Below are 17,181 nucleotides of genomic sequence, written 5' to 3'. Positions count from 1 at the left end.
TTAAGTTAGAAAGGGCGCACGGTGGATGCCTTGGCACTAGGAGCCGATGAAGGACGGGACTAACACCGATATGCTTCGGGGAGCTGTAAGCAAGCTTTGATCCGGAGATTTCCGAATGGGGAAACCCACTGCCCGTAATGGGGTAGTATCCATTTCTGAATACATAGGAAATGGAAGGCAGACCCGGGGAACTGAAACATCTAAGTACCCGGAGGAAGAGAAAGAAACATCGATTCCCTAAGTAGCGGCGAGCGAAACGGGAAGAGCCCAAACCAAGAGGCTTGCCTCTTGGGGTTGTAGGACACTCTATACGGAGTTACAAAGGAACGGGGTAGACGAAGCGGCCTGGAAAGGCCCGCCAAAGAAGGTAACAGCCCTGTAATCGAAACTTCGTTCCCTCCAGAGTGGATCCTGAGTACGGCGGGACACGAGAAATCCCGTCGGAATCCGGGAGGACCATCTCCCAAGGCTAAATACTCCCTAGTGACCGATAGTGAACCAGTACCGTGAGGGAAAGGTGAAAAGCACCCCGGAAGGGGAGTGAAAAAGATCCTGAAACCGTGTGCCTACAAGTAGTCAGAGCACATTCATGTGTGATGGCGTGCCTTTTGTAGAATGAACCGGCGAGTTACGATTTCATGCGAGGTTAAGTCGAAGAGACGGAGCCGCAGCGAAAGCGAGTCTGAATAGGGCGCATGAGTATGAGGTCGTAGACCCGAAACCAGGTGATCTACCCATGTCCAGGGTGAAGGTAAGGTAACACTTACTGGAGGCCCGAACCCACGTACGTTGAAAAGTGCGGGGATGAGGTGTGGGTAGCGGTGAAATTCCAATCGAACCTGGAGATAGCTGGTTCTCTCCGAAATAGCTTTAGGGCTAGCCTCAAGGTAAGAGTCTTGGAGGTAGAGCACTGTTTGGACTAGGGGCCCTCATCGGGTTACCGAATTCAGACAAACTCCGAATGCCAATGACTTGTCCTTGGGAGTCAGACTGCGAGTGATAAGATCCGTAGTCGAGAGGGAAACAGCCCAGACCGCCAGCTAAGGTCCCAAAGTATACGTTAAGTGGAAAAGGATGTGGAGTTGCTTAGACAACCAGGATGTTGGCTTAGAAGCAGCCACCATTTAAAGAGTGCGTAATAGCTCACTGGTCGAGTGACTCTGCGCCGAAAATGTACCGGGGCTAAACGTATCACCGAAGCTGCGGACTGACACCTTCGAGTGTCAGTGGTAGGAGAGCGTTCTAAGGGCTGTGAAGCCAGACCGGAAGGACTGGTGGAGCGCTTAGAAGTGAGAATGCCGGTATGAGTAGCGAAAGAAGGGTGAGAATCCCTTCCACCGAATGCCTAAGGTTTCCTGAGGAAGGCTCGTCCGCTCAGGGTTAGTCGGGGCCTAAGCCGAGGCCGAAAGGCGTAGGCGATGGACAACAGGTTGATATTCCTGTACCACCTTTTTACCGTTTGAGCAATGGGGGGACGCAGGAGGATAGGGTAAGCGCGCTGTTGGATATGCGCGTCCAAGCAGTTAGGCCGGGGTGGAGGCAAATCCTTCATCCTAAAGCTGAGCTGTGATGGCGAGGGAAATTTAGTACCGAAGTTCCTGATTCCACACTGCCAAGAAAAGCCTCTAGCGAGGTAACAGGTGCCCGTACCGCAAACCGACACAGGTAGGCGAGGAGAGAATCCTAAGGTGATCGAGAGAACTCTCGTTAAGGAACTCGGCAAAATGACCCCGTAACTTCGGGAGAAGGGGTGCTCTTGCGGGTGCAAGCCTGCGAGAGCCGCAGTGAATAGGCCCAGGCGACTGTTTAGCAAAAACACAGGTCTCTGCGAAGCCGCAAGGCGAAGTATAGGGGCTGACGCCTGCCCGGTGCTGGAAGGTTAAGAGGAGCGCTTAGGTGTAAACCGAAGGTGCGAATTGAAGCCCCAGTAAACGGCGGCCGTAACTATAACGGTCCTAAGGTAGCGAAATTCCTTGTCGGGTAAGTTCCGACCCGCACGAAAGGCGCAACGATCTGGGCACTGTCTCAACGAGAGACTCGGTGAAATTATAGTACCTGTGAAGATGCAGGTTACCCGCGACAGGACGGAAAGACCCCGTGGAGCTTTACTGCAGCCTGATATTGAATGTTGGTGCAGCTTGTACAGGATAGGTAGGAGCCTTGGAAACCGGAGCGCCAGCTTCGGTGGAGGCATTGGTGGGATACTACCCTTGCTGTATTGACATTCTAACCCGCACCCGTGATCCGGGTGGGAGACAGTGTCTGGCAGGCAGTTTGACTGGGGCGGTCGCCTCCTAAAGTGTAACGGAGGCGCCCAAAGGTTCCCTCAGAATGGTTGGAAATCATTCGCAGAGTGTAAAGGCACAAGGGAGCTTGACTGCGAGACCTACAAGTCGAGCAGGGACGAAAGTCGGGCTTAGTGATCCGGTGGTTCCGCATGGAAGGGCCATCGCTCAACGGATAAAAGCTACCCCGGGGATAACAGGCTTATCTCCCCCAAGAGTTCACATCGACGGGGAGGTTTGGCACCTCGATGTCGGCTCATCGCATCCTGGGGCTGTAGTCGGTCCCAAGGGTTGGGCTGTTCGCCCATTAAAGCGGTACGCGAGCTGGGTTCAGAACGTCGTGAGACAGTTCGGTCCCTATCCGTCGCGGGCGCAGGAAATTTGAGAGGAGCTGTCCTTAGTACGAGAGGACCGGGATGGACGCACCGCTGGTGTACCAGTTGTTCCGCCAGGAGCATCGCTGGGTAGCTATGTGCGGACGGGATAAGTGCTGAAAGCATCTAAGCATGAAGCCCCCCTCAAGATGAGATTTCCCATAGCGCAAGCTAGTAAGATCCCTGAAAGATGATCAGGTTGATAGGTCCGGTGTGGAAGTGTAGCGATACATGGAGCTGACGGATACTAATCGATCGAGGACTTAATCAAATATGAAACATCGTTTTAACGTTTATCTTCTCATTTATCTGGTTTTGAGAGAATGAAACTTTTCTCTTGACTTTTACATAAAATGTAGTATAATAGAGTATGTCGATTGTAAGTTGTCTGGTTGCGATAGCGAAGAGGTCACACCCGTTCCCATCTCGAACACGGAAGTTAAGCTCTTCAGCGCCGATGGTAGTTGGGGGATCTCCCCCTGCAAGAGCAGGACGCTGCCAGGCAGTATTTCATTCCGCAGTAGCTCAGTGGTAGAGCTATCGGCTGTTAACCGATCGGTCGTAGGTTCGAATCCTACCTGCGGAGCCATTGGAGAGCTGTCCGAGTGGCCGAAGGAGCACGATTGGAAATCGTGTAGGCGGCTAACGCTGTCTCAAGGGTTCAAATCCCTTGCTCTCCGCCATTCAATTCAATATACAATGGCCCCTTGGTCAAGCGGTTAAGACACCGCCCTTTCACGGCGGTAACACGGGTTCGAATCCCGTAGGGGTCACCATTTATTTTGTTTTATCGTCGCGGGGTGGAGCAGTCCGGTAGCTCGTCGGGCTCATAACCCGAAGGTCGCAGGTTCAAATCCTGTCCCCGCAATTATATGAATTAGGTAATGCCAAATAGTTACCTACTCATAAGGTCCCGTGGTGTAGCGGTTAACATGCCTGCCTGTCACGCAGGAGATCGCGGGTTCGATTCCCGTCGGGACCGCCATTATTAAAAAGTTGGCTCAGTAGCTCAGTCGGTAGAGCAAAGGACTGAAAATCCTTGTGTCGGCGGTTCGATTCCGTCCTGAGCCACCATTTAATTAATAATTTATATGTTGGTGGGGTAGCGAAGTGGCTAAACGCGGCGGACTGTAAATCCGCTCCCTCCGGGTTCGGCGGTTCGAATCCGTCCCCCACCACCATTTTACAGGGGTATAGTTTAAAGGTAGAACTAAGGTCTCCAAAACCTTCAGTGTGGGTTCGATTCCTACTACCCCTGCCAATTTTCATGGCGGTTGTGGCGAAGTGGTTAACGCATCGGATTGTGGCTCCGACATTCGTGGGTTCGATTCCCATCAATCGCCCCATTCAACTAATATTAATGGGCTATAGCCAAGCGGTAAGGCAACGGACTTTGACTCCGTCATTCGTTGGTTCGAATCCAGCTAGCCCAGTAATGCGGAAGTAGTTCAGTGGTAGAACACCACCTTGCCAAGGTGGGGGTCGCGGGTTCGAATCCCGTCTTCCGCTCCATATAATTAGGCGGCATAGCCAAGCGGTAAGGCACGGGTCTGCAACACCCTTATCACCGGTTCGATTCCGGTTGCCGCCTCCATAAACTATGCCCGAGTGGTGGAATGGCAGACACGGTGGACTCAAAATCCACTGCCTTCGCGGGCGTGCCGGTTCAAGTCCGGCCTCGGGTATTATAAATGAAAGACTTTCAACGATTATGTTGAAAGTCTTTTTTATTGTTTTTACAATTATTAGATGAAGGTTTACTTGGTAATTTTCTCTATGAAAAAAGTTCTTTTTCTTAGTAAAGATTGGGGAATGATAAATGAAAAATAAGGAGTGATGAAATGAAAATATGGATTTGCATCATCTATCTTCTTTTTTCATTTGCACAGCCAATATCAGCAGAATCTCCCTCATCGCCTAAAAAAGAACTAGCCATTGTCATCGATGACCTAGGTAATAATATGAAGGGTACAGCGGACATACTTAACCTTCCGATAACCCTAACCGTTGCTATCATGCCCTTTTTGCCATCTACGAGAGAGGATGCAGAGCTGGCTTACCACAATGGGCATGAAGTTATTGTCCATTTACCAATGGAGCCTAAAATGGGGAAGAAAAGTTGGCTTGGGCCAGGCGCAATCACGACTGATTTAAGCGATAAAGAAATCCGTAAGCGTGTAGAAGCAGCTATTAAGGACGTACCTCATGCTGTAGGAATGAATCATCATATGGGATCAAAAGCAACTGAAGACGAGAGAGTGATGAGGATTGTTCTTGAGGTGTGTAAGAAACATGGGCTGTTTTATCTTGATAGCAAGACTACAGGTAAAAGTGTGGTTGGTAAGTTGGCTAGTGAAATGAACATCCCTTATTTGGAAAACAATCTATTTTTTGATGATATTTATTCAACCCAACATATTACGAAACAAGCAAATTTACTGGTGAGAAAATTAACAGAAACTGAACGACTTATTGCTATCGGTCATGTGGGAGTATCAGGTCCTATGATGTTTAGTGTTTTAAAAGAATACATCCCCGTTTATCAAGACAAGGCAAATATTGTGTCACTATCAAATTTAATACCGGAATTAAAACTGATAAATAAGGTTCCTGAGTATAGTGAATAAAATCAGCCGCAAACATATGTGTTTGCGGCTATAGAATGCAGGCTATAGAAAGATTTCATTAGTCTTTAACTGAGTTTCTTTTTAATAATTGGGTACCTAATAAAATCTTTTCGGGTGGCAAGTTATTATCTTCAATCCGATTATATAATTGAACAACAGCTCTTTTGGCAAAGTACTCCTTATCAATATCTATTGTTGATAATTGTGGTAATGATAATGTAGAGAAATAAGAGTTATCAAAACCACATATGGAGACATCTTCGGCTATTTTATATCCCAAAGAACTTAAAATTCTAGTAAGCAGGAACCCATACTCATCATTAGCACAAAGCCATGCATCTGGAAGTGAATCGAGGTTTTCTATATAATTTTCAATCGCTGCTTCATCTTCTTTTATAGAATGTATCAACCATTTTTCTTCTTGCTTTATGCCAGCTTCTTTTACCGCATATGTAAATCCCTCAAATCTTTCCTTATAACTTGGTGATTTATCAACCTGTCCGATAAAACCTATCGTATTAGTACCATTCGAAAGCAGATATCGTGTTGCTACAAACGCACCTTTGCGATTATCAGTAAGGATTGAATCCACGTTCAAGTCATAATCGTGATGATCAATGAGCACTAATGGAATTCCTGTATTTGCTAGTTGTTGGATATACTCTTTTTTTAAATGGGAAAGGACTAATAACCCATCAATCTTTTTCTCCGTTATAAATGATGGTATCTCATTATTTAATTCGTTATTCTCATCCACTGAGTGAATTAATAGTTGCCCATTCCTTGCCTTAACTTCTTTTTCTATATTTAAATTGATAATCCCAAAGAATGTATTTTCCGAAAAAATATCTTCCCGAGCAATCAATCCTATCATTAATTCGTTATCTGATTTATTTTTATCAGATAATTTTTGTATCGGATATCCAATTTCAGTTGCAACCTCTATAATTTTTTGTCTTAAATCCTCTCCAACTCCACTCTTACCTGTCAATGCAATTGAAACGGAGTTTTTGGAAATGTTTAATCTGTCTGCGATATCTTGCATGGTTGGCTTTTTCAAGCTTAATCTATCCTTTCCAATCAATCTACACCAATTGTAACATTGTAAAGTTAATTGTAAAGTTACAAATAAGGTTGATTAAAATATCCGTGATCTGTTAAGTGGTCACTAAAGTCAACAAGACTATTATCGTTTGTAAAGCCAAAAGCATTTAATTTGTAACTTGAAATTATAGTTATAATCAAGTAGTATTGTATTTGCAGTAATGTTATTTGATTTACCGTTAAGCTTCACTAAAGTTGAAAGCGTTTATCAAGGGTCTAAAATACAAAATTGGAAGGGGTTACGCAATTGTTAAAGAAAAGGTTCTCGATTTTAGTCGTTGCACTTTGTACTTTGCTAGTCTTTGCGGGATGTAGTTCAAAAGAATCGTCTAGTGAAAAAACAAAGAAAGGTGAGAAAGCTACAATAGAATTCGCAGCTTGGGGTGGACCTGAAGAAAATAAAGAACTTGAAGGTTTAGTAGAAAAGGTTAATGCAGATGCGGATGATTACAAAATCAAACTAATTAATATACCGAACGATTACTCTACAAAACTTCAAACAATGATTTCAGGGAAAAAAGCACCTGATATCTTTTATCTATCCCAAGAGTGGGTAGCTAGTTATGCTAGTAAAAATATTTTACTTGATATTACAGATTTAGCTAAAAATGATAATCAATTAGATTTAGATGATTACTATGAAGAACCACTGAAGACTGCTCGTTATAATGACAAGTTATACGGTCTTCCTTGGATTTCACAACCAGTACTGATGTATTATAATAAAGCAATTTTCGATGAAGCAGGATTACCGTATCCAGATAATACATGGGACTGGGAACAGTTTAGAAAAGTAGCAAAAGAACTTACAGTAGATAAAAATAATGATGGCAGATTGGATCAATGGGGAACAATTGCTAACGGTTGGCCACCGGAAAAGATTTGGGCATGGTCATATGGAGGGGGCTTCCTAAATGATAATGGGGAAATAACTATTGATTCCCCGGAAACGATTGAAGGTCTGCAAGTTTACTATGATATTCTGCATACAGATAAAAGTGTACCAAGCTCAAACACAATTGAACAGCAAGGCTTAGCAGAAATGTTTATAGCAGGAAAAGTTGCGATGTTTTTCGGTGGAGCGGCTGATGACCTTGACTATATTGATGGATTAGATGTTGGGGCAACAGTTGTGCCAAAAGGAAAAGAAAGAGCGACCTTTAACTGGATTGCCAACATGGTAGCGTCAGCTGATACAGAGAATCCGGAAATTGCATATAAGGCTCTACGTGATATGACGGATGCCATTCATCATTGGAAGCTGGCACCGCCAAGAAAGTCAATGATGGATAAGTTGGCAGAAATTCAGCCAAAGAAAACGGAAGAAGCACTTGCTGCGATCGAGGAATCAATGGAATATGCTAAAGGCCTTGTTTTACATGAAAAACGCCAAGAAATTGATTCTATCATTTGGGATAACTTAAGTGATCCACTAATTCGTGGTGAAGGAACTCCTGAAGAGCTTGCTAAGAAAACGGCTGAAAAGCTAAAAGAATTCACTGGAAAATAAGTAATAAATAGAATGGATCGAAGGATAGTTCTTCGATCCATTCTATTTAGACACCTAGCAATATTCAATAAAAATGAGGTGAACCTGTGAAACCAAATGTAAGAAAAACATTAAGACGGAATTTAGAAGGATATATATTTATTTCACCTTGGATTCTAGGTATGTTGCTATTTACTGTAGGACCCATCATTGCATCTATTTATATAAGCATGACCGATTGGGATACATTTACGAACCCTGAATTTTTAGGTTTCAAGAATTATGTCGATCTATCACATGATCCTAAGTTTTGGCAGGCATTAAAAGTAACATTTACATTTGCAATATTTAGTGTTCCACTTAACCTCACAGGAGGCTTGTTTACTGCAATCTTATTGAACCAAAAAGTAAAGGGCATGAAAATTTTTAGGACGATATTTTATTTACCTTCTGTCGTTTCAGGAGTTGCAACAGCTCTGCTTTGGAGATGGATCTTTAACACAGATGTTGGATTAATCAATACAGTTCTTGCAAAAATTGGACTATCAGGCCCCAACTGGCTAGGAGATCCTAGTTGGGTAATGCCCTCCTATGTAATTATTAGTTTATGGGGATTCGGGAATGCCATGCTAGTATTTCTGGCCGCATTACAAGATATGCCTAAGGACTTATATGAGTCTGCAGATCTTGATGGAGCAAATCATATTCACAAGTTTTGGTATATTACTGTACCAATGCTATCCCCAATTATCTTATTTAATTTAATTATGGGGATTATCGGAGGATTAAAGATTTTTACAGAAGCGTATGTGATCGGTGGTGCTGGAGATGCGGCACTCTTTTACATGCTTTATTTATGGCGAAATGCATTTGAATTTCTAAAAATGGGATATGCTTCTGCTATGGCATGGGTTTTGTTTACAATCATACTACTCATCACACTAGTGGTTTTAAAATCTTCGCCTTTATGGGTGTATTACGAAGGGAAGAAAAAATGATATGGAAAATATAAAAATCACCAATGATTTACCTCCAAATCATAAGGTAATGTCCCTGAGAGTGGCAAAGTTCTCATATAAACTATTAATCTATGTATTGCTTGTTGCAATGAGTATTGTTTTTCTATTTCCGTTTCTGTGGATGCTTTCTACATCATTGAAGGACTCAGCTCTAATATTTCAATTTCCGCCACAATGGATTCCTGACCCGATCCGGTGGAAAAACTATGCCGACGCTTTTCAGTATGCACCATTTCTAAGATATTTCTTAAATTCAACTTTTATTACTGTCTTAGGAGTAATTGGGGAGGTTATGTCGGCAGCTGTAGTAGCATATGGCTTTGCGAGGTTGCAGTTTTGGGGGAAGAATGTTCTTTTTATCATCGTACTTGCTACGATGATGCTTCCTGGGGAAGTCACGATGATACCAGTGTTTATCATGTTCAGTAAAATAGGTTGGGTAGATACGTATTTACCGTTAATCATACCATCATACTTCGGTGGTCCCGCCTTTTTCATTTTTATGTTAAGGCAATTTTTCTTAACGCTCCCAACGGAGTTAGAAGAAGCTGCAAGAATCGATGGGTGTAACACATTCCAAATCTTTAATAAGGTAATGCTTCCACTCTCAAAGCCAGCGTTAGCTGTTGTTGCAATCTTCTCTTTCCACGGTAAATGGAATGATTTTTTAGGTCCGTTAATTTACCTAAATACGATGGAGAAGTTTACCGTGCAATTGGGTCTAGCGATGTTCCAGGGGATGTTTAAGACAGAATGGGCACTATTAATGGCTGCATCCATTATGGTTTTACTCCCAGTTTTAACAATGTTCTTCTTCTTTCAGAAGTATTTTATTGAGGGTATAAAATTAACAGGTATAAAGGGATAACAAATTTATTTTGCTAGGGAGGAATTGTTTTGAAAGAAATAAAGACATGCACAGATCTTTTGGAGGAGTTTGCTCGTAAAGAACAACCACATAGCCCGGAAAAAATTAACTTTAAAAATGTCGGGGGTAATGATGTTTATAATATTACTGCTCCCTTTGAAGATGATGGGGAGCTAGTTATTGCGGGAAGGGTAGAGTCTCGTGATAGTGAGCATTCGGAGATTGTATTTTTCGTAAAACGTGGGGATAATTGGGTTCCAAAAGAAAACGCTCCTATCTTTCAACTTCAGGATCCGTTTTATACAAGAATTGGTGGGGAATTAATCCTAGGAGGAGTACAAATCTTTCCACATCCAAAAGAAGAAGGCGCGCTTGGCTGGAGAACTGTATTTTATCGAGGAGAAAACTTAAATAGTTTACAGGAGTTTGCTAAAGGTCCAGATGGCATGAAGGACATTAGATTAATAGAATTACAGGACGGAAAGATTGGAGTCTTTACTAGACCACAGGGTGAAAAAGGTGGCAGAGGTAAAATTGGTTTTGCAATCATTCCTTCTCTAAGTGATTTAACCATTGATGTCATTAACGATGCACCTCTTTTAGCAAATCAATTTATTGATCAAGAATGGGGCGGTGTAAATGAGACACATCTTCTATCAAATGGGTTAATTGGTGTTTTGGGCCATATTGCGTCATTTGATCAGGAAAACGATCGTCATTATTATCCGATGATTTTTACTTTTAATCCTGAAACAGGTTCATACTCTGATATTCAATTAATTGCAACCCGTTCTCATTTTTTAGAAGGTCCGGCTAAGCGTCCAGATTTAATGGATGTCGTTTTTAGCGGTGGTTTAGTTCGGAAGAATGACGGAACTGCAGAATTATATGCTGGAATAAGTGATGCAGAAGCACAAAAAATCACAATCAAAGATCCATTTCTACAATACGAAATACAAGGTGGTTGAACAATGAACATCTATAGATATGAGGAAAATCCACTGATCACACCAGAAGACGTGAAACCGCACCGTGATGACTTTGAAGTCATAGGTGCATTTAATGCGGGTGTAACTAAGTTTAATGATGAGATAATCATGTTGCTTCGCGTAGCCGAGCGGCCTGTTAATCAAAATCCTGATATTGTGAAGGTACCTGTTTGGAGTCCTGATGTAAAAGAACTTGAAATATTAGATATAAACATAGAAGATCCTTCCTATGACTTTACTGACTCACGTACAATTAGCTCTATCAGTAATAAAGATGGATTCATGTATTTAACCTCACTTTCTTATCTTCGTATTGCTAGAAGTAAGGATGGCCGTCATTTTACAATTGATGATACACCATTTATATATCCATCCAATGAGTTGGAGGCATTTGGGATTGAAGATCCACGTATCACATTTATTGGTGATACTTATTACATATATTTTAGTGCTATTTCATCCGTAGGTGTTGGTGTATCACTTGTTTCAACGAAGGATTTTGTGAATATAGAACACCATGGAATGATATTTGCACCCGAAAATAAAGATGTAACCATCTTCCCTGAAAAAATAAATGGAAAATATTACGCACTTCATCGACCAGTTCCAAAAAGTGCTGGAGCACCGGAAATATGGATTGCTGAATCTGATAATCTTCGCTATTGGGGAAACCATAAACACCTGATTGGATTGCGCGAGGGCATGTGGGATAATGGCCGAATTGGAGGAGGTGCAGTTCCTATTAAGACGGAGAGAGGGTGGTTAGAGTTATATCACGGGGCATCCCTTGATAATCGCTACTGTATGGGGGCTGTTTTACTAGACCTTGATGATCCTTCTAGGGTTATTGCCCGTTCTGATTCACCATTATTAGAACCGGAAGCTGAATACGAAGTAAATGGATTTTTTGATAATGTTGTTTTTTCTTGTGGAGTTATAGTTGAAGGCGACGTTGTTAAAATGTATTACGGTGTTGCGGATAGATCCATGGCATGTGCTGAATTGAGTTTAGAGGATATTTTAAATTCATTAACTTATGCAACTAGTCAATAAAAAGAACGTTGGTAAAAACAAAAAACTTTCATAATTAGTGTTTTGGGCGATGTACTTTAGATAGTACGCGCTTTTTTTATGCTTTATTTTCCATAAAGTCATTCAGGCAAGAATCACGACGCGAAGAGCAGCTGGTTCATAGAAATATTATAATTACAGTTTAGGTATTTTTTGTTAAACTGGGATAAAACGGGATGCTTTGAAGGGATGGAATTAAATGAATGGTGAAGAAAAATTAGCTAGAAGATATGATATCGATTGGCTTAGAAATCTGGGGATTTTATTATTATTTCCATTTCATTCAGCTCGAGTATTTGACCATTGGGACCCATTTTATGTGAAAAGTGATGTGTTAAGTTGGGGATTGACTTGGTTTGTCTCGATGACGAGCTATTGGTTCATGCCGCTACTGTTTTGGTTGGCCGGATCGGCAAGCTGGTATGCACTTAGTAGAAGATCCAATCGCCAATATATAAAAGACCGCTTTTCTAGACTATTCATTCCGCTTCTTTTTGGAGTATTTATCATTGTGCCACCACAAGGGTATTTCGCTAAATTACATCATACAGGCGAAACAGTGGGATCATATATTAACTTTTTGAAGACTTTTTTTACGGATTTCAGTGATTTATCTGGTTACTTTGGGACATTTACCCCAGCCCATTTATGGTTTATTCTCTATTTATTTGTCCTCTCACTTATTGCTTTACCTTTTTTTAGCTTTGTAATAAATAAAAAAAGACATCATACCATTGAGAAATTCAATGTAGCCTTTAGTCAGCCAATCATTTTTATCCTCTTTTTCATTGTATTGGTATTCACTCAAATATTACCCGCACCCGGTGGTCAAAACCCATTCTATTTTCTAGTTATTTTTATCATGGGCTTTATCACTTGCAGTCATCAAGCTTATCAAGAAATGTTTAATAGGATACGCTTTAAAGCATTAATCTTAATGTTGATATTGGTGCCTACCTGGATGTTTTTAATGTATCAAAATCAAGATGCACTAAAATATTCTACAATCGACATTTCGCTCACCTTTTTAAGAATGTTCAATGTGTGGCTAAGTCTTATTATCCTCCTTGGATATGGAAATAAATTTTTAAATTTTCCAAGTAAATTATTGCCCTATTTAAATGAGGCTGCTTTTCCCATTTATATTATTCATCAAAGTGTGTTAGTTGTCATTGGTTATTTTGTTTTAAAGTTAAACATCAGTACCCTTCCAATGTTTTTAATGATTATGTTGTTAACATTAGCTATTTCACTATTAGTTTATGAATTTATTATTAAGCGAACAGCCTTTACCCGGTGGGTTTTTGGAGTGAAAATTAGGAAAGTCACAAATCATGTGGATAATAACCAAATTAAATCATCATTATAGTTTATTGGAAAAACTCGGAGAGCCTTAAAAGAAGGGAAATTACTTCTAGTATCGAAGTTAATTAAAGAGGTTTCATCGAGAGGAGTTTAGCAATGAAAAAACTTTTGTACATAGGAGTGCCACTTTTTTTAATCATTACAGGAAGCATTGTTTTCTATTTGGGAATAAATAACTCTGAAAGGAATCCTGCTGTAAAGGGAACTGGAGCACCCCCTCAAGTGGAGGCGGTTGGGGAAGCGACATCTCCAATGGCCGTGGATGCAGTGAAAGATGCTCACGAAATCCTAAATGGCTTTGTTGGCTGGGGCGGATCAAAAAACTTCAGTTTTTCCTCAAACGCAAATAAATTTGAGACGCTATATAAATATATTGACTTGGCAATCTTACATGCACCTGAAAAATCGCTGGAGACTGATTTAGAAAATGCATTAAATGCTTTAAAAAAAGCTCAGCAACACAAGGATGTTCAAGGGCTGCTAGTCGCCCATCGAATCCTCCATGACTTGGATGGATACTTGAACAAAGACCCTTTGGACGGTAAGGTTTGGGGTTATACAGAGACAGTAAGTGGGAATGCCCGGAAAGCATTGAAATATATACAATAAATTTATGGTGATTTTCAGCCTTTGTAACAGAATCTTTTTTCGCGAGTAGGGCAAAAGTTTTAAAAATGTTATAATTATATTTATATTGTTTTCAAGATCTTTGCTCCTGAAAGGGGAGCTTTTTTGATGGGAGAGTATGAATGAGGGCTTCTTTTTTGTATGTTTTGTTAGTTTTATTGACCGTTTCATGGGGATTAAATGTGATTGCGATTAAGATTGTAGTCTCACAATTTTCCGCAGTTACGATTACTGCGCTTCGCATCATGACCGCATTTCTTGCAATTGCACCCTTTTTATATTATCGAAAAATATTCCGGACTTTGCCGAAAAGTGAAATGCTTTCTATTGTAGCAATAGCCGTATTTGGAGTTTTAGGTCATCAGTATTTTTTATCTGTTGGACTTGAGCATACTACTGCAGCTAATGGAGGATTGATTCTTGGAACTGTGCCAATAGCAACTTCAATTGCTGCCGCAATATTTCTGGGTGATCGCTTAACTTCATCACGGATCATTGGATTATTATTAGGATTCTTTGGCGTAGCAATGATTGTTCTTGCCAAATCTTCCGGAGTTTTAACTGTGTCATTCGGAGATTTATATGTTTGTTTAGCAGTAGTTACCCAAGCTATAAGTTTTATTTTAATAAAGAGGCTGTCTGAAAATGTTGATTCCGCCTATATTACTAGTTTGTCGCAGTTATTTGGAGCACTGATGTTGTTTACACTAAGCTTAGGGTTAGAGCCTGAAGGACTACAATCTCTTAGCAACGGTACGACGACCGCCTGGCTTGTGTTTTTAGCATCTGGCATCATTTCTACCGGATTAGGGCATTTAGTTTATAACCACGCTATTCAGGAGATTGGTGCGGGGAAATCAGCGCTGTTTCTTAATTTAACGCCATTTTTTTCATTAGTTGGTGCTTATTTCTTTTTTGGTGAAAAAATATTAATATCACAGGCTTTAGGGTTTATTCTAATTGTCTCAGGTGTATTGCTGGGGACTGGAGCTATCGAACAAGTATGGTCAAAAAGGAAGAAAGTAAAGGGAAAAGCAGGACACTTTACTAGTCATACGAACTAAAAAGTATGATGATCGGCTGATCAAAGGACAGCCGATCAAATAACAAAAGTGAATATTTTGTGACAAACGTTGATATTTTTCGATGATTTTTGTATACTATAAAAGTAACCTTTCGAAAGACAATCAATTGCGGGTGTAGTTTAGTGGTAAAACCTCAGCCTTCCAAGCTGATGATGTGAGTTCGATTCTCATCACCCGCTCCATACATATTATTAAACTAACGCAGTGTCCCGTTTCCTAGATGAACGGGGCGCTGCGTTTTATTAATATTATGGACAGCTAATGATTGAGATGGAGCTATCTCCTCCATTAATTTGCGTGAACATCGATGCCAAAGAGGATAGTAAGTCTCTTGCAGCTTCTTCATTTAAAGATGGCGGTAAGTAGACGATTTGGAGTGCATTTCTCGTCGTTTGTGTGATAGCAGTGCGTCGGGAATCTACAAATGGACTACCGAAGGGACCTTGTTTATCAGCAGAAATTAATAAATCTTCCAGTTGATTTTCCCTTCCATTTAGGCCTACATACACTTCTCCGCGCCGACCCTTTCGAAGGACGACATTTCCTTTAATTTTTGATTTGTCATAAATGCCAATTGGAATTCTAAATTTTAAAGAGAAAAAGTTATTGATATCTGCTCCGGAATTCATGCTTGGGAGATAATTTTGTTTCTTCACTCTTCGAAAAAGAGCTTCGGCAGAATGTCGATAGCGATTCGGATCTTTACCAAGCAATTTGAAAATAGACCGCCACTCTTTAATTTCCTCGAATTCATTAATATTCTCTTCTTCTAAGTCAAAAAATAGGGATTCTTGGAATAATTGCAGCCTTCCTTTAAGCATTTGCGGTGATTCTTCAATAATGATATTGTCATATTCGATTATTCCAAGTTTAAACCCTGAGATAGCAGCACATAGATGGGGGTCTAGAGTAATTTCCAACGTTTCCACCTCCAAAAACAATTAAAAATAGTTTACCATAGAATGATGGTTAATACTTTAAGGCGATACTTGCCATTATATATCAACAAAAGAGATAGGGGGTCTGAAAAATGGATTATAAAAAATTGAAAAAAGACATTATTGCATACAGTATAAGTATCGGTATCGATAAAATCGGTTTTGCAAGCTCCGACCCATTTATCGAAATGAAAAATTTATTACTACGTCAGCAGTCGCTAGGCTACCAATCAGGTTTCGAAGAAAAAGATATTGATAAACGAACAGATCCCGCTCTTATTTTTGATGGGCCACGCTCCATCATTGCCATTGCGCTCGCATATCCGTCAAAAATGAAAGATGCTCCCCGCAGTAAACGAGGGGAAAGACGGGGGATATTTTGCCGCGCTTCATGGGGAACAGATTATCATGTCCTTGTTCGTGAAAAGTTGGAACAATTAGCAGCTTATATTGATAGTAGGGTAAGTGAGGCAAGGTTTAAATTAATGGTTGATACAGGTGAACTCGTTGATCGTGCTGTTGCGGAAAGAGCGGGCATAGGCTGGAGCGGTAAGAATTGTGCGATCATCACACCAGAGTTTGGATCATATGTCTATCTCGGCGAAATGATCACAAATCTTCCATTTGAACCTGATGAGCCAATGCATGATCAATGTGGTGAATGTACAAAGTGTATTGATATTTGCCCTACTGGTGCGCTTGTCCAAGGGGGCCAGTTAAATGCTCAGCGTTGTATTGCGTTTTTAACCCAGACAAAAGGTTTTTTGCCTGATGAATTTAGAGGGAAAATCGGAAACCGTTTATATGGCTGCGATACCTGCCAAACAATTTGTCCGAAAAATAAAGGCATGGACTTTCATGTGCATCCCGAAATGGAGCCTGACCCAGAAGTAGTCAAGCCACTTTTACAGCCATTGCTTCAAATTTCAAACCGCGAGTTTAAAGAGAAGTACGGGAAAATTTCTGGATCTTGGCGAGGGAAAAAACCGATCCAGCGAAATGCAATTTTGGCTCTGGCTCATTTTAAAGAAGAAACGGCCGTGTGTGAATTGATAGAGGTCATGCAAAAAGATGTACGGCCAGAAATTAGAGGTACTGCGGCATGGGCCATCGGAAAAATCGGCGGTGAAGATGCAAAATCAGCGTTGATTAAAGCACAGTCAGTAGAACAAGACACAGCTGTATTATTAGAAATTGAAAAAGGACTGGAATTCTTTACTGTACAAGACGGGGTATGATGGCCTCGTCTTTTTTGTACTCTAAAAATTTTCACGACCAATATGAAGTTGCGTCTCTTTTTCTTATTCTGCGGTTTCCTCGCATATATATCGGGAGAGGAG

At 41.0% G+C, this 17,181-nt stretch carries 12 protein-coding genes, 14 tRNA genes and 2 rRNA genes; 26 read left to right on the top strand and 2 right to left on the bottom strand.

Annotation, left to right across the window (positions count from 1 at the left end):
- From KHA88_RS09320 to KHA88_RS09245, 16 genes are all read left to right on the top strand, one after another.
- Window positions 1-2,930: ribosomal RNA gene (locus KHA88_RS09320) — 23S ribosomal RNA — on the top strand.
- Window positions 2,931-3,046: 116 nt separating this feature from the next.
- Window positions 3,047-3,163: ribosomal RNA gene (rrf, locus tag KHA88_RS09315) — 5S ribosomal RNA — on the top strand.
- Window positions 3,164-3,173: 10 nt separating this feature from the next.
- A tRNA-Asn gene (locus KHA88_RS09310) sits at window positions 3,174-3,248 on the top strand.
- A gap of 2 nt (window positions 3,249-3,250) precedes the next feature.
- Window positions 3,251-3,342 (top strand) — tRNA-Ser (locus KHA88_RS09305).
- 18 nt (window positions 3,343-3,360) lie between these two features.
- Window positions 3,361-3,435: transfer RNA gene (locus KHA88_RS09300), tRNA-Glu, on the top strand.
- 18 nt (window positions 3,436-3,453) lie between these two features.
- Window positions 3,454-3,527 (top strand) — tRNA-Met (locus KHA88_RS09295).
- 41 nt (window positions 3,528-3,568) lie between these two features.
- Window positions 3,569-3,644: transfer RNA gene (locus KHA88_RS09290), tRNA-Asp, on the top strand.
- Between the two features lie 13 nt (window positions 3,645-3,657).
- Window positions 3,658-3,733: transfer RNA gene (locus tag KHA88_RS09285), tRNA-Phe, on the top strand.
- 22 nt (window positions 3,734-3,755) lie between these two features.
- A tRNA-Tyr gene (locus KHA88_RS09280) sits at window positions 3,756-3,840 on the top strand.
- Window positions 3,841-3,846: 6 nt separating this feature from the next.
- Window positions 3,847-3,920: transfer RNA gene (locus KHA88_RS09275), tRNA-Trp, on the top strand.
- 9 nt (window positions 3,921-3,929) lie between these two features.
- A tRNA-His gene (locus KHA88_RS09270) sits at window positions 3,930-4,005 on the top strand.
- A 15-nt stretch (window positions 4,006-4,020) separates the two neighbouring features.
- Window positions 4,021-4,092 (top strand) — tRNA-Gln (locus KHA88_RS09265).
- Between the two features lie 4 nt (window positions 4,093-4,096).
- Window positions 4,097-4,171, top strand: a tRNA-Gly gene (locus KHA88_RS09260).
- An 8-nt stretch (window positions 4,172-4,179) separates the two neighbouring features.
- Window positions 4,180-4,253 (top strand) — tRNA-Cys (locus KHA88_RS09255).
- 8 nt (window positions 4,254-4,261) lie between these two features.
- Window positions 4,262-4,344, top strand: a tRNA-Leu gene (locus KHA88_RS09250).
- Between the two features lie 156 nt (window positions 4,345-4,500).
- Complete coding sequence (locus KHA88_RS09245; protein ID WP_213096212.1) at window positions 4,501-5,286, top strand: divergent polysaccharide deacetylase family protein; 786 nt, start codon at window positions 4,501-4,503, stop codon at window positions 5,284-5,286.
- A 58-nt stretch (window positions 5,287-5,344) separates the two neighbouring features.
- Here KHA88_RS09245 and KHA88_RS09240 read toward each other — a convergent pair whose 3' ends face one another.
- Complete coding sequence (locus KHA88_RS09240; RefSeq protein WP_249305907.1) at window positions 5,345-6,346, bottom strand: LacI family DNA-binding transcriptional regulator; 1,002 nt, start codon at window positions 6,344-6,346, stop codon at window positions 5,345-5,347.
- 291 nt (window positions 6,347-6,637) lie between these two features.
- On the opposite strand from KHA88_RS09240, the gene KHA88_RS09235 reads away from it, so the two are divergent.
- From KHA88_RS09235 to KHA88_RS09195, 9 genes are all read left to right on the top strand, one after another.
- Entirely contained in the window at window positions 6,638-7,900 is a 1,263-nt protein-coding gene (locus KHA88_RS09235; protein WP_213096213.1) for an ABC transporter substrate-binding protein, read from the top strand.
- An 86-nt stretch (window positions 7,901-7,986) separates the two neighbouring features.
- Window positions 7,987-8,877 carry a carbohydrate ABC transporter permease gene (locus KHA88_RS09230; RefSeq protein ID WP_346729021.1) on the top strand — a complete coding sequence of 297 codons (891 nt, stop codon included), beginning with the start codon at window positions 7,987-7,989 and terminating at the stop codon, window positions 8,875-8,877.
- Window position 8,878: 1 nt separating this feature from the next.
- Window positions 8,879-9,766 (top strand): carbohydrate ABC transporter permease, encoded by an 888-nt coding sequence (locus KHA88_RS09225; RefSeq protein ID WP_249305906.1) that lies wholly within the window; start codon window positions 8,879-8,881, stop codon window positions 9,764-9,766.
- Window positions 9,767-9,795: 29 nt separating this feature from the next.
- A complete protein-coding gene (locus KHA88_RS09220) occupies window positions 9,796-10,734 on the top strand; it encodes an MTP-1 family protein (protein ID WP_249305905.1) in 939 nt (312 codons plus the stop codon).
- 3 nt (window positions 10,735-10,737) lie between these two features.
- A complete protein-coding gene (locus KHA88_RS09215; RefSeq protein ID WP_213096214.1) occupies window positions 10,738-11,808 on the top strand; it encodes a BtaManbiosPhlase in 1,071 nt (356 codons plus the stop codon).
- Between the two features lie 217 nt (window positions 11,809-12,025).
- Window positions 12,026-13,195 (top strand): acyltransferase family protein, encoded by a 1,170-nt coding sequence (locus tag KHA88_RS09210; RefSeq protein WP_213096215.1) that lies wholly within the window; start codon window positions 12,026-12,028, stop codon window positions 13,193-13,195.
- A 92-nt stretch (window positions 13,196-13,287) separates the two neighbouring features.
- Complete coding sequence (locus tag KHA88_RS09205) at window positions 13,288-13,800, top strand: hypothetical protein (protein ID WP_213096216.1); 513 nt, start codon at window positions 13,288-13,290, stop codon at window positions 13,798-13,800.
- Between the two features lie 140 nt (window positions 13,801-13,940).
- Window positions 13,941-14,882, top strand: a complete 942-nt coding sequence (locus tag KHA88_RS09200; protein WP_213096217.1) for a DMT family transporter — start codon at window positions 13,941-13,943, stop codon at window positions 14,880-14,882.
- Window positions 14,883-15,011: 129 nt separating this feature from the next.
- A tRNA-Gly gene (locus tag KHA88_RS09195) sits at window positions 15,012-15,085 on the top strand.
- Between the two features lie 66 nt (window positions 15,086-15,151).
- Here the strand turns inward: KHA88_RS09195 and KHA88_RS09190 are convergent.
- Window positions 15,152-15,823, bottom strand: coding sequence for a B3/B4 domain-containing protein (locus KHA88_RS09190; protein ID WP_213096218.1), 672 nt, complete (start codon window positions 15,821-15,823; stop codon window positions 15,152-15,154).
- Between the two features lie 110 nt (window positions 15,824-15,933).
- Between KHA88_RS09190 and queG the strand changes: the two genes are divergently transcribed.
- Window positions 15,934-17,079, top strand: coding sequence for a tRNA epoxyqueuosine(34) reductase QueG (gene queG / locus KHA88_RS09185; RefSeq protein WP_213096219.1), 1,146 nt, complete (start codon window positions 15,934-15,936; stop codon window positions 17,077-17,079).
- Window positions 17,080-17,181 lie beyond the last annotated feature (102 nt).

This window comes from Lederbergia citrea (assembly GCF_018343525.1).
Taxonomy (GTDB): domain Bacteria; phylum Bacillota; class Bacilli; order Bacillales; family Bacillaceae_C; genus Lederbergia; species Lederbergia citrea.
The sequence above is the reverse complement of the archived record's forward strand: the minus strand, read 5'-3'. Positions and strand labels throughout refer to the sequence as shown.